General features: G+C 61.0%; 17 protein-coding genes. 10 read left to right on the top strand and 7 right to left on the bottom strand.

The features are described from left to right. The first annotated feature begins 55 nt into the window (after window positions 1-55). From HTT03_RS05205 to ligD, 3 genes are read left to right on the top strand one after another with little or no spacing between them, the layout of a single operon-like run. Window positions 56-1000: a YihY/virulence factor BrkB family protein gene (locus HTT03_RS05205; RefSeq protein WP_174858790.1), complete on the top strand. Its 945-nt coding sequence runs from the start codon at window positions 56-58 to the stop codon at window positions 998-1000. A gap of 12 nt (window positions 1001-1012) precedes the next feature. Next, window positions 1013-1855, top strand: coding sequence for a non-homologous end joining protein Ku (gene ku / locus HTT03_RS05210; protein ID WP_174858791.1), 843 nt, complete (start codon window positions 1013-1015; stop codon window positions 1853-1855). Further along, window positions 1855-4326: a DNA ligase D gene (gene ligD, locus HTT03_RS05215; RefSeq protein WP_174858792.1), complete on the top strand. Its 2472-nt coding sequence runs from the start codon at window positions 1855-1857 to the stop codon at window positions 4324-4326. The genes ku and ligD overlap by 1 nt, the downstream gene beginning before the upstream one ends. A 3-nt stretch (window positions 4327-4329) precedes the next feature. On the opposite strand, the gene HTT03_RS05220 is transcribed toward ligD, so the two are convergent. The 6 genes from HTT03_RS05220 to HTT03_RS05240 all read right to left on the bottom strand — a co-directional run bounded on the left by HTT03_RS05220 (window position 4330) and on the right by HTT03_RS05240 (window position 11152). Then, window positions 4330-5358 (bottom strand): c-type cytochrome, encoded by a 1029-nt coding sequence (locus tag HTT03_RS05220; protein WP_174858793.1) that lies wholly within the window; start codon window positions 5356-5358, stop codon window positions 4330-4332. Continuing rightward, on the bottom strand, window positions 5355-5930 hold the full coding sequence (locus HTT03_RS05225; RefSeq protein WP_246253348.1) for a cytochrome c oxidase assembly protein: 576 nt from the start codon (window positions 5928-5930) through the stop codon (window positions 5355-5357). Before HTT03_RS05225 ends, HTT03_RS05220 begins: the two co-directional genes overlap by 4 nt. Then, window positions 5927-6328 carry a hypothetical protein gene (locus HTT03_RS18655; RefSeq protein WP_246253349.1) on the bottom strand — a complete coding sequence of 134 codons (402 nt, stop codon included), beginning with the start codon at window positions 6326-6328 and terminating at the stop codon, window positions 5927-5929. Before HTT03_RS18655 ends, HTT03_RS05225 begins: the two co-directional genes overlap by 4 nt. Further along, a complete protein-coding gene (gene ctaD, locus HTT03_RS05230; RefSeq protein WP_174858795.1) occupies window positions 6325-8889 on the bottom strand; it encodes a cytochrome c oxidase subunit I in 2565 nt (854 codons plus the stop codon). Before ctaD ends, HTT03_RS18655 begins: the two co-directional genes overlap by 4 nt. Continuing rightward, on the bottom strand, window positions 8886-9866 hold the full coding sequence (locus HTT03_RS05235) for a cytochrome c oxidase subunit II (protein WP_343035698.1): 981 nt from the start codon (window positions 9864-9866) through the stop codon (window positions 8886-8888). The genes ctaD and HTT03_RS05235 overlap by 4 nt, the downstream gene beginning before the upstream one ends. Window positions 9867-9997: 131 nt before the next feature. After that, window positions 9998-11152 (bottom strand): trans-sulfuration enzyme family protein, encoded by a 1155-nt coding sequence (locus HTT03_RS05240; RefSeq protein WP_174858796.1) that lies wholly within the window; start codon window positions 11150-11152, stop codon window positions 9998-10000. 168 nt (window positions 11153-11320) lie between these two features. Here HTT03_RS05240 and HTT03_RS05245 point away from each other — a divergent pair, with 168 nt between their 5' ends. From HTT03_RS05245 to HTT03_RS05265, 5 genes are all read left to right on the top strand, one after another. Continuing rightward, the gene (locus tag HTT03_RS05245) at window positions 11321-12532 is read left to right on the top strand and encodes a bifunctional alpha/beta hydrolase/OsmC family protein (RefSeq protein ID WP_174858797.1); all 1212 of its coding nucleotides are present in this window, start codon (window positions 11321-11323) and stop codon (window positions 12530-12532) included. 301 nt (window positions 12533-12833) lie between these two features. Next, window positions 12834-14138, top strand: a complete 1305-nt coding sequence (gene purB / locus HTT03_RS05250) for an adenylosuccinate lyase (RefSeq protein WP_174858798.1) — start codon at window positions 12834-12836, stop codon at window positions 14136-14138. A 74-nt stretch (window positions 14139-14212) separates the two neighbouring features. Further along, window positions 14213-14371, top strand: a complete 159-nt coding sequence (locus tag HTT03_RS05255; protein WP_174858799.1) for a hypothetical protein — start codon at window positions 14213-14215, stop codon at window positions 14369-14371. 169 nt (window positions 14372-14540) lie between these two features. Continuing rightward, window positions 14541-15611: a flagellar motor switch protein FliG gene (locus HTT03_RS05260; protein ID WP_174858800.1), complete on the top strand. Its 1071-nt coding sequence runs from the start codon at window positions 14541-14543 to the stop codon at window positions 15609-15611. 85 nt (window positions 15612-15696) lie between these two features. Then, a complete protein-coding gene (locus tag HTT03_RS05265) occupies window positions 15697-16605 on the top strand; it encodes a lysophospholipid acyltransferase family protein (RefSeq protein WP_174858801.1) in 909 nt (302 codons plus the stop codon). An 89-nt stretch (window positions 16606-16694) separates the two neighbouring features. Here HTT03_RS05265 and HTT03_RS05270 read toward each other — a convergent pair whose 3' ends face one another. After that, a complete protein-coding gene (locus HTT03_RS05270; RefSeq protein WP_174858802.1) occupies window positions 16695-17408 on the bottom strand; it encodes a DUF1223 domain-containing protein in 714 nt (237 codons plus the stop codon). Between the two features lie 256 nt (window positions 17409-17664). On the opposite strand from HTT03_RS05270, the gene acnA reads away from it, so the two are divergent. Together acnA and HTT03_RS05280 are read left to right on the top strand one after the other, a co-directional pair. Next, complete coding sequence (gene acnA / locus HTT03_RS05275; protein WP_174858803.1) at window positions 17665-20439, top strand: aconitate hydratase AcnA; 2775 nt, start codon at window positions 17665-17667, stop codon at window positions 20437-20439. A 167-nt stretch (window positions 20440-20606) separates the two neighbouring features. Continuing rightward, entirely contained in the window at window positions 20607-21422 is an 816-nt protein-coding gene (locus HTT03_RS05280; protein ID WP_174858804.1) for a hypothetical protein, read from the top strand. The last annotated feature ends 31 nt before the right edge of the window (window positions 21423-21453 follow it).

Here is a 21453-nt window from a genome sequence, read left to right on the forward strand (position 1 = left end):
CCACCTTGGGGCGGGCCAATCTATTTTGAATATCCAAGGATTTTGAGGTGCGGTTATGGCACGAGGACGGGGTGCGGAAACACCGACGGAAATTCCGGCAAAAGGTTGGAAAGACATCCTTTTCCGGGTCAAAGACGAAATCGCCGCAGACCACGTGTCCTTGGTCGCCGCCGGAGTGGCCTTTTACGCGCTTCTGGCTATCTTCCCCGCCGTTACCGCGCTGATGGCTCTGGCCGGTCTGGTCATGGAGCCCGCGCAGGTGACCGAACAGCTTGACGCGCTCACCGATATGATCCCCGAAGAGGCCGCCAAGATTATCCTCGACCAAGCGGTGGCTGTTACCGGCTCCGAACAGACCGGCCTTGGCTGGGCCTTTATCATCGGTCTGGGGCTTGCGCTCTATTCCGCTTCTAAAGGGGTCGGCAGCCTGATGGAGGGGCTGAACGTTGCTTATGACGAAGACGAAACACGCGGATTTATCAAGAAGATGGCCTGGACCTTGGGGCTGACCATCATGCTGATCGGCGTTTTGCTCTTGGGCATGGGCGCCACCTTGGCGATCCCCGCCGTTGTCAGTTTCTTTGCGCTGCCGGGTTGGATTGAATCGCTGCTGTCCTACGGCAGCTGGGTCCTGCTGGCCATGCTGACAGTATTGGCGCTTGCGGTCCTGTACCGCTACGGCCCCGCCCGCGACAACGCGGAGTGGAAGTGGCTGACCCCCGGTTCGGTGCTCGCCTGTATCTTGTGGATCGTCGCCTCCGTCGGCTTTTCGATCTACGTGAGCAACTTCGGCAGCTACAACGAAAGCTTTGGCAGTATGGCAGGCGCGATCATCCTGCTGATGTGGCTGTGGATTTCGGCCTTTATCGTTTTGCTGGGGGCAGAGTTGAACTCAGAAATGGAAGCCCAGACCCGCGATGACACCACCGTAGGCCCCGATGAGCCGATGGGCCAACGCGGCGCGGAGAAGGCTGACCATTTAGGCGAAGCGAAGGGCTAAAGGAGGAACGGAATGGCACCGCGTGCACTTTGGAAAGGTCAACTTCGTCTCTCGCTGGTCTCAATTCCGGTGGAGATATTCTCGGCCACCAAGACAAGCTCAAAAGTGTCGTTCCGACAGATCCACAAGCCCTCCGGCAAGCGGGTTCGCTATGAAAAGTCCGTCCCCGGTATTGGCCCGGTCAAGGCTGAGGACATTGTAAAGGGCTACGAGGTGAGCAGCGACGAATACATCCTGCTCGACCCCGAAGAAGTGGATCAGATCAAGCTTGAGACCAAAAAGACCTTTGAGCTGGTCCAATTTGTCGACGCCTGTGAAATCTCACCGCTTTATTTCGACAAACCCTATTACATCACCGCGTCAGACGATCTGGCCCAAGATGCTTACCGCGTGGTGCGTGATGCCCTGCGCAGCGCGGGCAAAGTGGGGCTGGGCCAGGTCACAATGCGCGGGAAGGAATATCTCGCTTGTGTAAAGCCCTGCGGCGATGGGCTGTTGATGGAAACCCTGCATTACGCGGATGAATTGCGCGAAGCCGATGAGATTTTCACCGACATCGCGGACGATGAGACCGACAAGGAACTGCTCGACGTCGCGACTTCGCTGATCAACCGCAAAACCGCGCCTTTCGATGCCAGCGCCTATAGCGACAAATACGCTGAGGCGATGCAAAAGCTGTTGGACGCCAAGGTGAAGAACAAGAAGACCCCACGTGTGCAGACCGGCGATGACGCGCCCGCTGAGGGGGAGAATGTGATCGACCTGATGAGCGCACTCAAAGAGAGCCTGAAAGAGGCGAAGGGCAGCAAAGCCAAGCCTGCTAAGAAGAAAGCCCCGCGTAAGAAAGCCTCGTAATGGCAAAGAATCCTGACAGGCTGGCCAGTTACAACGCCAAACGCGATTTCGAACAAACGAAAGAACCGCGTGGGACACGGGCGGCTGGTGCAGGCTATAGTTTCGTCGTGCAGAAACACGCGGCAACCCGGTTGCACTATGATTTTCGACTGGAATGGGACGGGGTGCTTTTGAGTTGGGCAGTCACCAAAGGCCCCGCCCCCGACCCTTCGGAAAAGCGTCTCGCCGTGCGTACCGAGGACCATCCGCTCGATTATGGCGGCTTTGAAGGCACGATCCCTAAAGGCCAATATGGCGGCGGCACGGTGATGCTTTGGGACCGCGGCACTTGGATGCCGCAAGGCGATGTGGACAAGGGTCTGAAAGACGGCAAGCTCAAGTTCACCCTGCAAGGCCACCACATGCAGGGCGGCTGGACGCTGGTACGGATGCGCGGCCAAGGCAAGCGCGAGAATTGGTTGCTGATCAAGGAACGCGACGACTATGCGCGTGATGATCCCGACGGTCTGATCAAAGGCACCGCGAGGTCGATTGAAAGCGGCCGCACGATGGAAGAGATCGCTGCGGACGCGCCAGCAAAAACACCGCCCGAGACCCGCCCCAAGCGCAAAGGTAAATCGCCTGCTTTCGTCAAACCGCAATTGGCGACTTTGGTCAGCGAAGCACCCGAAGGCGAGGATTGGATGCATGAGACCAAGTTTGACGGCTACCGCTGTTTGGTCTCTTTGGGCAAAGGCGGGCTGCGGTTGTTCACGCGCTCCGGCAAGGATTGGACCGAAAAGTTCAGCAGCTTAACCGGGGCCTTTGACGCCCTGCCTTGCGATGCGGCTTTGTTGGACGGTGAAGTCATGGCCGCGCGGATCGATGGCTCGGCGTTTTCGTCCCTGCAAAAAGCGCTAAAGGAAGGGCATCCGCTGGTTTTCTTTGCCTTTGACCTGCTTTCCTTGGACGGCAAAGACTTTCGTGACAAACCGCAATCGGACCGCCGCGCACGGCTGGCCAAGCTGCTCTCTGGCGTGCCGCCCAAAGGTGCGCTGCGGCTGAGCGAGCATGTGGTCGGGCATGGGCGTGAAGTTTTCGAACAGGCCTGCAAAGCTGGGGCCGAGGGGATCATCAGCAAGCGGATCGATGCGCCCTATGTCGGGCGTCGCAGCAAAAACTGGCTGAAAATCAAATGCACCCGGCGGCAAGAGTTTGTCATCATCGGCTATTCGCCGTCGGATAAGAAAGGCCGCCCCTTTGCCTCACTGTTGCTCGGCAGTCACGAGGACGGCGCACTGCGCTACAAAGGCCGGGTCGGCACAGGCTTTTCGGAAAGCACAATGACAGAGCTTTCCAAAGCCATGACATCCCGCAAAACGCCCCCCGCAGAGGACGTACCGCCAGAGATCGCCCGAGACGCCAAATGGGTCCGCGCCGATCTGGTGGCTGAGGTCGATTTTGCCGAGTTCACATCAGACGGCATCATCCGCCACGGCAGTTTCCTCGGCCTGCGGCAGGACAAAGAGGCATCTGAAGTAACGCTCGAAAAACCAAAGCAACCCCCTGAAAAGGACGACGACATGGCAAGCGACAGCACCATTGGCGGCGTGCGCATCAGCAACGCGGACCGCAAGGTGTTCCCTGAAGCGGGATGCACCAAGGGGGACGTGGCGCGCCATTATGAACGCGTCGCCCCGCGCATGATCGCGCTGATTGGCCACCGCCCCTTGTCGCTTTTCCGCTGCCCTTCGGGGATCGACGGGCAGTGTTTCTTCCAAAAGCACGACAGCGGTGGGATGCCGGATGCGTTGTCGCGGGTACAGATCGAAGAAAGCGATGGGGATAAGGCGGATTACCTGTACGCGACCCGCCCCGAAAGTCTGATTGCGGCGGCCCAAATGGGCAGTTTGGAGTACCACATCTGGGGGGCGCGGGTGGACCGGTTGGACCGGCCCGACAGATTGGTCTTTGACCTCGATCCCGATGAAGGGTTGGACTGGGAAGACGTCCGCAAAACCGCCTTTGAGGTGCGCGATGCGCTGGAGGCATTGGGCCTGCGATCCGGCGCGATTGTGACCGGGGGCAAGGGTGTGCATGTCTGGCTTGCGCTGCGGCGGACCCGCAGTTGGGACACGCTTAAACTCTTTGCCAAAACCTTTGCCCATGTAATGGCCGCCCGCGATCCGGCGCGCTACACGGCGACCATGTCAAAGGCCAAGCGCAAGGGCCGTGTCTTTATCGACTGGCTGCGCAATGAGCGCGGCGCCACGGCGATTGCGCCCTATTCCTTGCGCGCGCGCCCCGGTGCGCCGGTGGCTGTGCCGGTGACTTGGGAAGAGTTAGAAAAGATGGACGCGCCCAACGGCTTTCACATGGCCGACATGGCGGCGCTGCTCGAGCGACCCTGCCCGGCGCTGGCGGTGCAGGAGGATTTGCAATCGCTGACCGACGGTGTGATCACGGCGCTACAAGACTGGTCCGAAGGCTAAGCCCTACGAGGGCGGCAGGCTGGCGAACCATTCCGCCAACGCTTTAATGTCCGCGTCTTGCAAATCCTGCGCCGCCTTGCGCATCAGATTGGCTCTCTCTCCGCCGCCCCTGTGCCCTGCCCGCCAGAGTTTCAGTTGTGTCTCCAGATAGGCTTGGCTCTGCCCGCTCAGCAAAGGTGCGATAGGCGCATCGGCCCGCCGCGCAGGGCCGTGGCAGGCGGTGCAGGCTGGTACATCTCCGGTGCCGTGCTGCGCCAGCCGCGCCCCTGCGGAGGGTGCTTGGGGCGCAGGCGCAGACTGTTCCTGCGGTGCTTTGGTGGAGCCGAATTTCTGTGCCACCATCGCGATTTGGCTGTCTGTCAGCAGGCTTGCGGCCTCTTGCATGATCCCACTCGTCCGCCGCCCGTCCCGGTACTGGCGTAGCGCCTCGGCGATCTGGCCGGGGGTCAGCAGGTCAAGCCGGGGAATATAGCTGTTGCGGCTGTTGCCGTCCTCACCATGACATTGTGCACAGCCCGCCCGGTCGCGCCCCTCTCCGGCCAAGGCGATTTGGCTTTGCCGGTCCGGCAAGGTAGTGAGATAGGCCACGACCGACCAGATTTCGTCCTCATGATCCGGGGTCGGCCAATGGGGCATGCCGGTCATTTTCACCCCCTCTTTCACGATCCAGAACAGTTCCTCCGGCGCCCAGTCTGAAACTGCCTGAGAAATATGCGGCGGAGGCGGCTCCATCGCTTGTGCGGTGGCGCTTTGCGCTTGGCCCGGCAAAGCATGGCAAAAGGCGCAACTGGTTTTGAAATGCAAAGCCCCAAGCGCCACACGGTCAGGATGGGCGATGTCCTCAGGCACCTTTTCCGGCGCAGGCGCACGCAGCCGCACGGACTGCTGATAGGTCGTGTGCAGCAGCCACCGCACCCCCGGCAGATGCCCCGCCCGGGCAGAGACGTTATAGAGCCCCAGACCAACGACCAGCATTGCTACCATAGCCCCACCTACAGCCAAGACGACCAAGGTTTGCATCACCCGTTTCATGCCATGCCCTCTCGGCTGTTCAGCGCACGTGCGACTAAGGCTAGCCCCGCCACGAGATAGATCGGCGTGCCAATGCCCAGCATCAGCAAGCCGCCCAATTGCTGCGCGCTCAGGTCTGCTGCACGGCCACAGATTTCTGCGTATAGATCACGCGGGGCGAGGATGATGAGCGCGCCGAGCAAGGTCATATGCATGGAGGTCAGCAAAAGCCCCCCCGCGCCCGCCAAGGGATCGCCCCGCAGACAGCCAGCCCAGACCAGCAGCCCTGCAAGCGCGAAACTGCCTTGCTCTAGAACCAATCCCGGCCAGCCGCCATCGGCCCAACCATGCAACGCCGGCAAGTGCCAGCCCCAGACCACCACGAACTCCACCACAGCGCCGAAAAGCGGCGAGACCGCAAAGGGGGCGGTGGCTCTCGGAAAGCCCAGCACCAAAAGCGGCGCAACAACCGTCACCAGCCCCATATGGCGCAGCATATGGTGTGGGAAATCGGCCCCCAGCCAAGACCCCAGAGGCAGCAGCCACAACACGGCCAATAGGCCAAGGCCGATATATCCCAAGCTCCGCGTCATGCGCAGGTGCCGATGAACAGCGCGGGCAGCGCGACATAAACCACGCCAATGAAGGAAATAGCCGCCAGCAAGAACCCTGCATGGCCTAGAAACTGGTGCCGATCCTCGCCGGTGCCTGCGTCGTTCTCCCATTCCCGGTCGCGCCGCAGATCCCATTGCCGCCAAGCTTGCAGCCCAAACCAAAAGATCAACGCCAGCGCCAGCAAGGTGCCTATGCCAATGCCCATACGCAGCACTGGCACCGCCTCTGCACCTGCCTTGGCGCAGACCAGCGCTGTCGCGCCGTAGGAGCAGACGAAATGCAGCGCCCAGATCAAGGGGCCAAAGGTGATCCGCCACAGGCTCAGCGCTTCGGCGCGGAACTCATGGGCGTCTTGTTCGTCGCGAATGTCGCTCATGTCAGCCACCCCGGCGCAAGGCCCAGCACGGCGGTTGTCACCAGCGCTTTCACGGCCATGAAATGCCAATAGAGCGTCACGTTGCGCAGCTCCGCGTCGTGGCGCGGGGTCATCTTGCCAAAGACGCTCCCTGCAAGGCAGTAGCCCTGCATCAACACGCCCGCGCCAAGATGCACCACCAGCCAGACCATCAGCGCCCAGAGGATGGCCGGGTAGACATGGCTCGTTGGGTCTAGGTCGCGCACAGCGGCCCAAGCCGCCACGCCAGCCGCCCCCGCCGCCAAGGGCGCCAGCAGCAAGGCGATCCGCGCCAGTGTCACCTGTCCCCGCGCATTGCTCTCTCGCGCCGCGACAGTCAGCGCCCAAGCGGCCACCGCGGCCAGCGCTGCCACAGCGACCCAGAGGCCCGCAGGATGCGCCGCCCCTTCTGGCGGAAAGTCGGGTCGCGCCGTCCAATAAAAAAAGAAGCCAAACACCACGCTGGCAAAGGCTGTGGCATCGCCCAACATGGTGATCCACATCCCCCACCAACCCACTGATTGCGGCCCGGACGCATAGGTCGGCAAGCGCAGGCCCAGCCCCGCATCGCGCATATCGTCCTTCGGAGGCCGCGCCGTGCTGGTCCAGAGCCAATACATAATGCAGACGATAGCAAAAGCCGCGCAGATGATGGCGGGGGTGTAGATATGGAACGTCGGGAAGATAAACGCGCCACCGGTGAAGATCGCGGCCAGAATGGTGATCCACGCAGGCCCGGTGACGCGTTGCACATGCACCGGCTTGGCGTCGATCACACTGGTCACGATGGTCTCGCGCTGATGCTCCGGCGCGTCGGGCAGATAATAGCGGCCAGCATCCATACGGGCGAGCAGTTTGGGCTGGTCCCACAGAGGATAGCGTGAGGTCACATAGGGCACTGAGCGTGCGCCCCAAGCCTCTTCGGGGACATCATGGGAGAACTCTAGCGTGCCCGCACCCCAAGGGTTGCGAGGAATCTGACCCTGCGCTTTCTTCGGGCGCAGCAGATCGAAAAGGAATACTGCGAACCCCGCCGCGACAATAAACGCCCCCAACGTCGAAATCAGGTTCAGCCAACCCCAGCCGGAACTTTCAGGGTAGGTAAACACCCGGCGCGGCATCCCCATGAGCCCGGTCAGGTGCATCGGCAGGAAAGTGATGTTGAAGCCCGAAAAGATCAGCCAGAAAGCCCAAAGCCCCAAGCGCTCGCTCAGCAGTTTCTTGGCAAAGAAAGGGTAGAAGTAATAGACCCCTGCGATCACCGGAAAGACCATGCCGCCAAAGAGCGTGTAGTGGAGATGTGCGACGATGAAATAGGTGTCATGCACCTGCCAGTTGAACGGCACGATGGCCAGCATCACCCCCGTCAGCCCGCCTGCCACGAAAATCGCCAGTGCGCCGGCAATCCAAAGCATCGGCAGCGTCAGCTTGACCCGCCCGACCATCAGCGTGGCGACAAAGGCAAAAATCTGGATGCCCGTGGGGATCACCACAGCTTCAGAGGCCGCCGAGAAGAAGCCCAATGAAATCTGCGGCAGGCCAGTGGTGAACATATGATGCACCCAAAGACCAAAGCTCAGGAACCCGGTGCCAACAGCGCTCAGTACGATCCATGAATACCCCACAATTGGCCGCTGTGCCACCGTCGGCACGATCATGGCGGCAATCGCGATGGAGGGCAGGAACACGATATAGACTTCCGGATGGCCGAAGATCCAAAACAGATGCTGCCAAAGGATCGGATCACCACCGCGCGTGGGGTCGAAGAAGGGCCAGTCGAAGGAGCGTTCCAGCTCGAAGAGGAAATCCCCGGCGATGAGCGGCGGGAAGGCGAAGAGGATCATGCCGCCAACGACAAGCACATACCACGCATAGAGCGGCATAATGTTCACGCGCATTCCCGGCGGGCGGCATTTCAGGGCACCCACGATCAATTCAACAGCAGCAGCGATTGAAGCGACTTCGATAAAACTTAGCCCCAAGAGCCAAATGTCAGGGCCAACGCCCTCTTCCTTGGTGGCCAGCGGGGGGTACATGAACCACCCTGCTTTCGGCCCCGCGTCAAACAACAGTGACCCGAGCACAAAGCAGCCGCCAATCAGGAAACACCAGTAACCATAGGCAGATAGGCGCGGAAACGGCATGTCGCGTGCGCCCAGAAAGGCAGGCAGGATCAGGATCGAGATCGCCTCGAACATCGGCACAGCGAAGAGAAACATCATCGCCGAGCCATGCATGGTGAAGAACTGGTTAAACCGATCCGCGTCGAGGAAGGTCATATCTGGGTATGCCAGTTGCACCCGCATCAGCAGCGCCAGCACACCCGCAATGAGCATAAAGGCCAGCGCCGTAAGGCAGTACCATTTGCCGACCTCGGAGTTGTTAACGGCGGTCACATAGCGCCAGCCTTCGGGCGTTTTCCACGCGGCCCGCAACTCCTCGCCCCCGCGCTTCTGCTCGGCCTCGGATACGGGCGCGTTCAGCATCTCCTCGGTCGGCGGATATGGGCCTTCGGCGGTGGGCAGTGTGCGCGGTCGTGTCATGTCAGCCCTTTCAGATAGGCCGCAAGGGCGCGCAGGTCTTTAAGGGTCAGGTGGTCATAGCTGGGCATGGCGACCTCAGGTTTGATCGCCTCGGTATGGGCGACAAAGCGGCTTAGGTCGTCTTGGGTCATCTGCAAGATTCCCGCGCCAAGGCTCTTGCGGCTGCCCACATGGGTCAGGTCCGGCCCCACCTGCCCGGCTGCGGATGTCCCGCGCACCGTATGGCAGGCACCACATCCCTCGCGGGCAAAGACCTCTGCTCCCCGGTAGGCTTCTGCACTGGCGGGCTTTTGCGCATCGGCGGCTTCGGCCTCAAGCCATGCGGCGTAGTCCTCGGGCGTCATCACGACGGTCTCGAAGGCCATGAGCGCATGGGAGGCACCGCAGAATTCGGCGCATTGCCCCCGATAAACACCCGGTTCCTCTGGTTGGAACGAAAGATAGGTCTCGCGGCCGGGGATCATGTCCACCTTGCCGCCCAGCGCGGGCACCCAAAAGGCGTGGATTACTTTGTGGGCGTTCAGCACCAGCCCAGTCCGACGCCCCACCGGCAAACGCAACTCATTGGCCGAGACGATACGGCGGCCATCGGGCAGTTCATAGGCGACACGCCACCACCATTGCTCAGCGGTGATATGCACCTTCAGCCCCTCCTCCGCCGCGCGCTGGGGGGCCATCATCGGCAGGCTATAGGCCAGCAACGCGCCCAGAAGGATCACCGGAAAGATCACGCCGCCGCCAATGATGAGCGCCTCTCCCCAGCGGCGTGGCATCTCGCGCGGCTCTACGCGGGTGACATAGGCAAAGATCGCGCCCAGCAAAAACCACAGCAAAGCCGCACCGCCGAACATGACCCAGATCAGCCCCAGCACATCCTGTGCGTCGCGCCCTGCGGGGTTCAGCACCGATTGCCGGCCCTCGCAGGCCGACAGGAGGCTCAGGCCCGTTAGCAAGGCCGTGCTTCGCAAAAGGGTCACGGATGGTATCAGGCGCAAGATTTCCTCATATCATTTGACCTTTTCACGCGGGTTTGCCCGAAAGCACCTGCGGCGAGACGCTGGCTCATGGCTAGTCACTTAGCGCGGGCAAAGCGGTCGGCCAGCCTATGCTATTGCCCTAGCGCCTGCGCCAGATCGGCGGCCAAATCCTCGATATCCTCAATCCCCACCGACACCCGCAACAGCCCTTCGGGAATGCCCGTATGCGGCTCAATCGTGTGGCGATGCTCAACAAGGCTTTCGACGCCGCCAAGGGATGTAGCGCGGTGGAACAGTTGCAGCCGTCCGGTGGCCTTTAGCGCCGCCTCGGCACCGCCTTTGACAACAAAGGACAACAGCCCCCCATAGCCACCTTGCATCTGCTGAGACGCGAGAGCATGGCCAGGGTGGTCAGGCAGTCCGGGATACATCACTTCTTCGACTTGTGGGTGATCCGACAGAAATTCGGCCAGCGCGAGCGCGTTGCGCGACATCTCCCGCATTCTCAGCGGCAGGGTCCGCATCCCCCGCGCCAAAAGCCACGCCTCCATCGGGCCGATCACCGCGCCGGCCTCATTGCGGTCGTCGCGGATCATTTGCCAGCGCCCGGCCTCAGCCGCATTGGTCGCCAGCGCACCCGCCAGCACATCAGAGTGGCCGTTGATCCCCTTGGTTGCCGAATGCATGACAATATCAGCCCCAAACGCCAAGGGCTGGCTCAGAACCGGTGTTGCGGCTGTGCTATCGACAACGAGAACCGCGCCGACTTCATGTGCGACCTTGGCTGTTGCCTCAATGTCAGTAATCCGCAGCCATGGGTTCGACGGGGTTTCGACCAAACAAAGATCAGGCTGTGTCTGGCGGCAAAGTTTCGTAAAGGCGTCAAGGTCAGAGGCGTCGACCTCGTGCAGCGTGATCTGTCGTCTGGCGCAGAAATCCCTTATCCATTTGGTGGTCCCCCAGTAAATCTGGCTTTGTACCAGCACGCTGGCCCCAGTTGGCACGGTGCGAAAGACCGCCGCGATGGCCGCCATGCCCGAGGGAAAGATCAAGGTCTCATCTGCCCCCTCCAACGCACTCAACACCCGCTCTGCGATCCGCGTGTTTTCATTATGGGAGCGCAGGTACATATTGTCGGGATTCACCAAGGCGTAATTTTCGTCGCGCAAATAGGTGGTGGCAAATTGCACTGGCGGCACGACCCCACCGGAGGCAGGATCGACGGCGCCCGCGGCTTGAGCGGCAATGGTGGCGGGGTGCAATTTGGGCTTGGGGGGCGTGGACAAAGGGGTTCTCCGACTGATGTTTGCCCAAGTGGTATACAAAGCAATTAGCCGGGGCAAATGAGATCGCGCCCTACGCAATCGCGTCACGCTTGGGTGAATGGTAAGACGCAGGTCTTGATCCTACTGCAGAACATCCCACCATTGGGACAAGCAAACTGGAGCATCACTATGGCCACCGAACGCATCACCTTCACCGGACCTAAGGGCGTGGAACTGGCCGCGCGGCTTGATCTGCCTGAGGGGCCACATCTGGCCACAGCGCTCTTTGCGCATTGTTTTACTTGCAGCAAAGACGGACTTGCAGCGCGGCGTATCTCTGCCCGTCTGGCGGCGATGGGCATCGCTGTCTTGCGGTTTGACTTTACCGGATTGGGGCAATCCAAAGGCGCATTTGAGGATACGTCCTTTTCCTCGAACGTTGATGACCTGATCGCCGCCTATGAATATCTGGGCGAGAGAAATATGGCGCCCGCGCTTCTGATCGGCCATTCACTGGGTGGGGCGGCGGTGCTGAAGGCTGCAGCGCGTCTGCCGAATGTGCGGGCTGTCGTGACCCTTGGCGCGCCCTTTGATCCCGCGCATGTCACTCATAGCTTTGCCCAATCCCTGCCAGAGATCAGCGCCAAGGGTCAGGCGGAGGTCAACCTTGGTGGGCGGCCCTTTACTGTGAGCAAAGCCTTTGTCGAGGATGTGCAAGGAGCGACGCTTGCCCCCGAAATCGGTAAGCTCAACGCCGCCTTGCTGGTGATGCACGTGCCGCGCGATGAGGTGGTAAGCATCGATAATGCCGCGCAGATTTTCATCGCCGCGAAACACCCCAAAAGCTTTGTCACGCTCGATAATGCAGATCATCTTATCACACGCGGCGAAGACGCTGAATATGCGGCTGATATCATCGCCACTTGGGCTGACCGCTATCTAGCGCTGAAATCCCCTGCACCGCCCCCCGGCGCGCCCGAAGGCATCGTGCGGGTGAGCGAGGCCGATCCAGATGGCTTTTTGCAAGACGTGAACGCAGGCCCGCATCACCACGCGCTGGCGGATGAACCATTGGCCTATGGTGGCACCAACCGTGGCATGTCGCCCTATGGGTTCCTCTCGGCCGGGCTGGGGGCCTGCACCTCTATGACGATCCGCATGTATGCCCGGCGCAAGGGCTGGCCGCTTGAGAGTGTGAGCGTTGATATCTACCACGATAAGGTTCACGCGCAGGACGCGGGCACCGGTGCGGCAGAGAAGGTCGACACGTGGCACCGGCGCATTCGGCTGGACGGCGCGCTAAGCGATGAGCAGCGGCAACGTTTGCTGGAGATCGCGGATAAATGTCCGGTGCACCGCACGCTAGAGCGCAGTTCGACGGTTGTGACGGAACTGCTGTAGACACGGTGGCAGCTGCATGGCGACAAACACCAACTCGTTTAGCCGCCCCATTTCATCACCACTGCCCGGAACCAAACCGCACGCGCCGGGCATTGCCTGCGCGTGTAGGCGACGTTCCGAGGTTGGGCGTACCACCTCCAACAGACATCACGGCTGAACCATCCGGTGGCATGAGGCCACCTTCGAGCCGCCGACCAACGGGCAGGCGCTGACACTCATCACCCCCCACCCAGACTTGTCCTTAACCCCAAGTCAGTCTATGCCGCCCCTGACCCATCCCCTGTCCTAAAAAGGTGCGCGCATGATCCCCCGCTACTCCCGTCCCGATATGGTTGCCGTCTGGTCGCCGGAAACGAAATTCCGCATCTGGTACGAGATCGAGGCCCACGCCTGCGACGCCATGGCCGATCTGGGGGTGATCCCGCGCGAAAACGCCGAAGCCGTGTGGAAAGCCAAAGACGTCGAATTCGACGTGGCCCGCATTGACGAGATCGAAGCCGTCACTAAACACGACGTCATCGCCTTCCTCACCCATCTGGCCGAACATGTCGGCAGCGATGAGGCGCGTTTCGTGCATCAGGGGATGACTTCCTCCGATGTGCTCGACACCTGCTTTAACGTGCAACTGACCCGCGCTGCCGATCTGCTGCTGGTCGGCATGGACAAGCTGCTGGAAGCGCTTAAAAAACGCGCGCTGGAGCATAAGGACACCGTCCGGGTGGGCCGCAGCCACGGCATCCACGCCGAGCCCACCACCATGGGCCTGACCTTCGCGCGCTTCTATGCCGAGATGGACCGCAACCGCACGCGCCTTGTCGCTGCGCGTGAGGAAATCGCCACCGGTGCAATCTCTGGCGCTGTTGGTACCTTCGCCAATATCGACCCGCGCGTCGAAGAGCATGTTTGCGAGAAACTGGGCCTTAACCCCGAGCCGATTTCAACCCAAGTGATCCCCCGCGATCGTCATGCCATGTTCTTTGCCACGCTTGGCGTCATCGCCAGCAGCATCGAAAACGTTGCCATTGAAATCCGCCACATGCAGCGCACCGAAGTGCTCGAAGGGGCCGAGTTCTTCTCAATGGGCCAAAAAGGCTCCTCGGCCATGCCGCATAAGAAAAACCCGGTGCTGACCGAAAACCTCACCGGTCTGGCGCGTCTGGTGCGCATGGCTGTGATCCCGGCGATGGAGAACGTGGCCCTTTGGCATGAGCGCGACATCTCGCACTCTTCCGTTGAGCGTGGCATCGGACCTGATGCAACCGTCACGCTGGACTTCGCTTTGCACCGTTTGGCGGGCGTGATCGACAAAATGCTCGTCTTCCCCGAAAACATGCTGGAGAACATGAACAAATTCCCCGGCCTCGTGATGAGCCAGCGGGTACTTTTGGCCCTGACCCAAGCGGGCGTAAGCCGCGAAGACGCCTACTCCATGGTGCAGCGCAACGCGTTGAAGGTCTGGGAGGAACGGCTCGATTTCCGCGAATTGCTGCTCGCCGATGAAGAGGTCGTCGCGGCCCTCGGCGAAGATGGCGTGAACGAGAAATTCGACATGGGCTATCACACCAAACACGTCGACACGATTTTCAAACGTGTCTTTGGCGAATGATGCGTTGATCGTAATGCTTTGAGATTGGCGCAGACGGGTGTACCCTGTCTGCGCCTGTCAAAGGAGCAAACGGCATGAAACTTGCACTGACACTCGGCGCCCTCATGGCGCTTACGGCCCCCACCCTCGCCCTTGCAAACGGATGCAGTCACGACAGACGCGTGATGACCTGCGCGGAGGGGATGAAACTCGACATCAGCAGCGGCACCTGCGTACCGGACGCAACGGCCTAACGGGCGGGCGTTACTCCGCAGTCTGCACTACGTGACGCATGCGTCAGATCGGCTCAGTCAAGGGGGCCGATACGTCGCATTCGACGTTTTTCCTTCGGGTTCATTTCAAGCTTTGTTCACCTTTGCCTGTCACCTCTCCGCCAAAGCGCAGTGATTTGAGGGGGCATGGATGAACGACATAATTCCAACGGGCGGATTCGCGCCGCTGGACGCGTTTGGCACCGCGCCGCGTGCACCGCTCAGCCGCCGGGCCAAGGCGGCGATTGTCGTGCGGCTGTTGTTGAACGAAGGCGCCGATCTTCCGATTGAGGACCTGCCAGAGGATCTTCAGATTAGCCTGACCCAGCAAATGGGCTCTATGCGCAGCGTTGACCGGGACACGCTAGGCGCTGTCATCTCCGAATTTGCGGAGGAATTGGACAGCGTGGGCCTGTCGTTCCCCAATGGCATCGGTGCCGCGCTTGATGTGTTGGACGGCAAGATCAGCCACCAGACTGCCGCGCGACTGCGCAAAGAGGCGGGCGTGCGCATGGCCGGTGATCCCTGGGCGCGCATTGGCGAGTTGGACGCGGAAAAGCTGCTGCCGGTGTTACAGAATGAGAGCGTTGAGGTGGCCGCCGTCATGCTGTCCAAGCTCAAGGTCTCAACTGCTGCTGACCTGCTCGGTCGCCTGCCCGGCCCCCATGCGCGGCGCATCACCTATGCGGTGTCGCTCACCAGCGCCGTGACCCCGGATGCGGTGGACCGTATTGGCCTATCGCTTGCGATGCAGCTCGACGATCAGCCGCAACGCGCCTTTGAAAGCGATCCTGTTGAACGTGTCGGCGCGATACTCAATTCTTCCACCACGCTGACCCGTGATGACGTGCTCGAAGGCTTGGACGAAACCGATCAGGGTTTCGCCAACGCGGTGCGCAAGGCCATTTTTACCTTTGCCAACATCCCCGCCCGCATCGCGCCACGCGATCTGCCGCGGGTGCTGCGCGAGATCGATCAGGCGCGTTTGGTCTTGGCGCTGGCCGGTGCCGAAGCCGCAGGCTACGCCGCCTCCCGCGATTTTATCTTGGAGAATATGTCTGCCCGTATGGCCGACCAACTGCGCGAGGAAATAGCCGAGGCGGGCAAGGTCAAACCCGCCGAAGCCGAGGAGGCGATGTCAGAGATCGTCGGTGCGATCCGTGAAATGGAGGCGCGGGGCGATCTCATGCTGCTCAGCGACGAGCCAGAGGAGGACGGCTAAGCCCTGCGCAGCGCGGCCAGCACGTCTTGTTGCGACGGCGGTGGCAGGCTATGTCAGTGCGAATTCACAGCCTGTCAGAGCCTTCATGCCAGAACAAAAGCCTCAGAAGAAGCCAGCCTCATCCCTAGGCCGCCGCGCCCGGCACTATTTCGGAAATCTGTTGATTGTCGGCATCATTCGGCTCGCGCTCGCTTTGCCCTACCGTCTGCGGGTGCGTTTTGTCGGGGCGCTCGTCCAACATGTGCTGGGTCCACTGGCTGGTTATCGAGGTCGCGCTCTGGCGAACCTTAAGCATGTTTGGCCAGAGATGCCCCAGCCCCGCCGGGCTGAGATTGCAACGCGTTGTCTGAACAATCTGGGCCGGTCGTTCATTGAGAACTACTCCTCCCAAGACTTCCCCGCCCGCATGGCCGAGGCGACGCCGCGGGGGCCGGGCATGGCGGCGCTGCAGGAGGCGCGTGAAGCGGGGCGTCCTGTCATTCTGGTCACGGGCCACTTTGGCAATTACGAAGCCGTGCGCGCGTCATTGGTGGCGCGGGGCTATGACATCGGCGGGCTCTACCGCGAGATGAAAAACCCTTATTTCAACGCGCATTACGTCAAAACGCTGGAAGCTTTTGGTGGGCCGGTGTTCCCACAGGGGCGGCGCGGTACGGCGGGTTTTGTGCGGCACCTTAAACAAGGCGGGCGGCTGGTTTTGTTGTTCGATCAACACGTCATACGCGCCCCGATCCTAGACTTTATCGGCAAGCCTGCCCGCACCGCGATCTCCGCCGCGGAACTGGCACTGCGCTATGACGCATTGCTGATCCCTTTTTATGGCATCCGGCAGGAAGATGGCGTCAGTTTCGATGTGGTGATCGAAGCCCCGGTGCCGCATAGCGATCCGCTGACCATGACGCAGGCATTGAACGACAGTCTGACCGCGCGGGTCGAGGAAAACCCCGAACAGTGGTTCTGGGTCCACAGGCGCTGGCGCCCGCACGAGACCTAAGCCGCGTTACCCCAGCGGCGCTGGCGCCCGCACGAGACCTAAGCGCGTTACCTCAGCCGCGCTGGCGCCCGCGCGAGACCCAAGTCAGGTTACCTCAGCCGTGCAGCGGCCATGATCGCCCCCGGACCACCCCCGGCTTCTTGCTCTTGGATCAAGACCACAACCGGCGCGTCGCCCGGCGCATCGGCGCGGAGTGAAAGCGGCGCGGTACCATCCCAATCCCCCAACACCGTCCAACCGTGAACGATATTCGCGTGTGTCATCGTATGGCCCGCATTCTCGCCCCGCGTGACCTTGGTGTGTTTTTCAGGCGTGTAACGAAGCAAATGAACGACCATGGGGCCAGTGCCCTTGGCCAGCGCCTCCGCTTCGATCTGCACGGACGCGCCCTTTCGCGCGATCTCAAGCGCCACGGTGGGCGTCACCTGCGCATGTTCTTCGACCGCCTCCATCAGTTGCATCGGTTTGGCACCTACGATGTCGGTCTGCCCCTGTACGATCAATTCCGGCGTGTACACGCTGCGCCGCCCGCCCACGGCGGCATAGGCACGTTGGCGCTCGGCATGGGCCGGATCGCCAAAAGGGTCCTCCCAGCCGATGTAGTCCCAGTAATCCACATGCAGCGCCAGTGCGATAATGTCATCACGTGGGGCGAGTTCTGCAAGCAGCGCATCAGCCTCGGGACAGGACGAACAGCCTTGCGAGGTAAACAGCTCAACCACCACTGGCCGGTCCAATTCCGCGTAAACAGGAGCCGCCAAAAGCGACAGACCGGTCAAAAGGGGGAGCAACAGTGTCTTCATGTAAATTTAACGCATCCGTTTTTCATCTTGGTCAAGGTTAGCCATAGGCGGGGCTGAATGCCAATCAACCTTTGTTGAAACACCGCGAGACGCCCTTTTCTCGGTTTGTGCAGCAAAGCCATCAAAACCGCTTCAAAAACGGTACACAATGGTATACATGCCAGCCAGAACCAATCGGTAACAGTTGAACCGCTGCGCCTATAGTGGCATTGAGGCGTCAACTTCGCCACCCATCAACCCCCGGAGGGAGCCCGCCATGACGATCCAAGTCGGTCACGACAGTGCCAAGACCCGCAAGACGCTTTCCGTTGGCAGCCAGAATGTTGCCTATTACTCCATTCCCGCTGCCGAAGCGGCTGGTCTGGGTGATTTCTCCAAACTGCCCGCCGCGTTGAAGGTCGTGCTGGAGAACATGCTGCGTTTTGAGGACGGCAAGACCGTCACCACCGACGACATTAAGGCATTTGCCGAATGGGCGACCAAGGGTGGCAAGTATCCGCGCGAGATCGCCTATCGCCCCGCCCGCGTGCTGATGCAAGACTTCACCGGCGTGCCCGCTGTGGTTGACCTCGCCGCGATGCGCGATGGTCTGGTGGCGCTTGGTGGCGATGCTGACAAGATCAACCCGTTGAACCCCGTCGATCTCGTGATTGACCACTCGGTGATGATCGACGAATTCGGCAACCCGCGTGCCTTCCAGATGAACGTGGACCGCGAGTATGAGCGTAACATCGAACGCTATACCTTCCTTAAGTGGGGTCAAAAGGCGTTTAACAACTTCCGCGTTGTCCCGCCCGGCACCGGCATCTGCCACCAAGTGAACCTTGAGTATCTGAGCCAGACCGTCTGGACCGACAAGGACCAGAACGGCGAGGAAGTCGCCTACCCCGATACGCTGGTCGGCACCGACAGCCACACCACCATGGTCAACGGCGCTGCCGTTCTTGGCTGGGGTGTTGGCGGGATTGAGGCCGAAGCCGCAATGCTGGGCCAGCCGATCTCCATGCTGATCCCCGAGGTAGTGGGCTTTGAGCTGACAGGCCGTATGGTCGAAGGCACCACCGGCACCGACCTCGTGCTGAAAGTCGTGGAAATGCTGCGCGAGAAGGGCGTTGTTGGCAAATTCGTGGAATTCTACGGCGACGGCCTAGACCACCTGCCCTTGGCGGACCGTGCTACCATCGCCAACATGGCGCCTGAATATGGCGCAACCTGTGGCTTCTTCCCGATCGACGACGAAACCCTGCGTTACCTAACCAACACTGGCCGCGACAAGGACCGCGTCGCGCTGGTCAAAGCCTATGCGCAGGAAAACGGCATGTGGCGCGGGGCGGATTACGCGCCGGTTTACACCGACACGCTGAGCCTCGACATGGGCAGCATCGTCCCTGCGATTTCCGGCCCGAAACGCCCGCAGGACTACATCGCGCTGGACAAGGCACACACCGCCTTTGCCGAATATGTCAAAGGCATCCGCGAAGGCAAAGACACTTCGGCCAACTCCGAAATCCGTTGGGAAGGCGAAGGCGGTCAGCCCGAGCCGCAGCACATCCCCGGCGACGAAGGCCACCACGCGCGCGGCTATGTGCAGACCGACGATGGTCACTACCAGTTGCACGACGGCTCCATCGTGATCGCCTCGATCACCTCCTGCACCAACACGTCGAACCCCTATGTAATGATCGGCGCGGGCCTAGTGGCACGCAAGGCGCGTGAGCTGGGTCTGACCCGTAAGCCTTGGGTCAAAACCTCGCTGGCACCGGGTTCGCAGGTCGTGTCGCACTATCTTGAGGCCGCTGGCCTGCAAGAAGACCTCGACGCGATTGGCTTCAACCTCGTGGGCTACGGTTGCACCACCTGTATCGGCAACTCCGGCCCGCTGGAGCCTGCGATTTCCAAGGCGATCAACGACTATGACCTGATCGGCACGTCGGTCCTGTCGGGCAACCGTAACTTCGAAGGCCGCATCAGCCCTGACGTCCGTGCCAACTACCTCGCCTCCCCGCCTCTCGTGGTGGCCTATGCGCTGGTGGGTGACATGAACGTCGATCTGGCAAACAGCCCGCTGGGTCAGGACAAGAACGGCAATGACGTCTACCTGAAAGACATCTGGCCCTCCACGCAGGAGATCGCTGATCTGGTCGAACAGACCGTGACGCGTGAAGCCTTCCAAGAGAAATACGCCGACGTCTTCAAAGGCGACGAGAAGTGGCAGGCGGTGGAAACCACCGACAGCAAGACCTACGACTGGCCGCCGCAGTCGACCTACGTTCAGAACCCGCCCTACTTCCAAGGCATGTCGCCAGAGCCGGGCACGATCTCCAACATCGAAGGCGCGAAAGTGCTGGCGGTGCTGGGTGACATGATCACCACCGACCACATCTCGCCAGCTGGCTCTTTTAAGGAAACCACGCCTGCGGGTCAGTACCTGATCGAACGTCAGGTGCCGGTGCGGGAGTTCAACTCCTACGGTTCGCGTCGTGGTAACCATGAAGTCATGATGCGCGGCACTTTCGCCAACATCCGCATCAAGAACGAGATGCTGGACGGCGTTGAGGGTGGCTACACCAAAGGCCCAGACGGTCAGCAGACCTCGATCTTTGATGCTGCCATGGCGCATCAGGAGAACGGCACCCCACTGGTCATCTTCGGGGGTGAGCAGTATGGCGCGGGCTCCTCGCGTGACTGGGCGGCCAAAGGTACAGCGCTCTTGGGCGTGAAGGCCGTGATCGCTGAGAGTTTTGAGCGCATCCACCGCTCCAACCTCGTTGGCATGGGCGTCATCCCGTTTGAGTTCACCGGCGGCGACACCCGCAAATCGCTGGGTCTGACTGGGGATGAGACCGTCTCGATCAGTGGTCTCGACACGATCAAGCCGCTGCAGGAAGTGCCTTGCACGATCACAATGGCGGATGGCAGCAACAAGGAAATCACCCTGAAGTGCCGCATCGATACCGCGATTGAGATCGAATACATCGAACACGGCGGCGTGCTGCACTACGTGCTGCGCAATCTGGCCAAATCGGCCTAAACGGCAGGAAATTCCAGCATAACACAACCGAAGGGCGGCCTCATCAGGGCCGCCCTTTTCGCATCTAATGGCCCCGTTCCAGCCCTGCGGGAACCCGCTCAGTCGTCGAAGTGTTGCACCTGCAAGAGCCGCTCTGACCGGCCAAACAGTGCCGAGGGCCGTAGCGCATGATCTTTCAAATCCTATTCGGAATCATCGGTGCTACGATTCTAATCTTCGTATTGCTAGATTTCCTTTACACCGCCATTGGCGCTGCCCCCGTGGCCCCGCTGTCGCAGACGGTGGCGCGGGTCCTCTGGCGCCTGTTCACCCGTGTCATGCCCGAAGGCGACGCGAGACATCGGTTGGCCGGCCCAGTGGTGATGACCGGCATCGCCTTCACCTGGATCACCCTTGTCTCGCTCGGTTGGACCTTGGTCTTTCAGATGGCCGACCGAGCCGTCGTTATTAGCGAGACCGAAGCCCCGGCCGGTTTTGCGCGTGACTTTGCCTTTGTCGGTCACTTGCTGTCGACCTTGGGCGGCGGACCGTTGGAAACGGAAAGCCCGTTATGGCTGATCCTGTCGGTGCTGGCGGGGGTCAATGGCATGGTGATTCTGACCCTCTCGGTCAGCTTTGTGCTGTCCACCACCACCACCGTGGCACAGGGACGTGGCCTGCTGACCAAAGCGCCTATGTTCGATGCAGGCAGTGATGAGATGAACAATGTCATGCTGCCCGCCCTTGCCGATCTGGTCGCCAATCTTAACGCCATGCAATTCGCGCTCTACTACAGCGCCGAAGACCCGGCACGCCGTTTGCCGGGTGGGCTTGTCGAACTGGCGCGCCGTGTCGCGCCCTACCCCGAGCAAATCCGCCGCCTGCGCATCGCGCTGGCCCCGCTGCCGGGATTTGACGCGCCTGAAGGCCAAACACTTGACGCGCTGAGCGATGCAGCCTTTATCGCAAGGCTCGACGCTTGGGCGCAGCGCTATACGGTCTGACGAATTTGACGTTGCCCGGAACCACCAACCC

The sequence above is a fragment of the Sulfitobacter maritimus genome (genome assembly GCF_013346665.1).
GTDB lineage: Bacteria > Pseudomonadota > Alphaproteobacteria > Rhodobacterales > Rhodobacteraceae > Sulfitobacter > Sulfitobacter maritimus.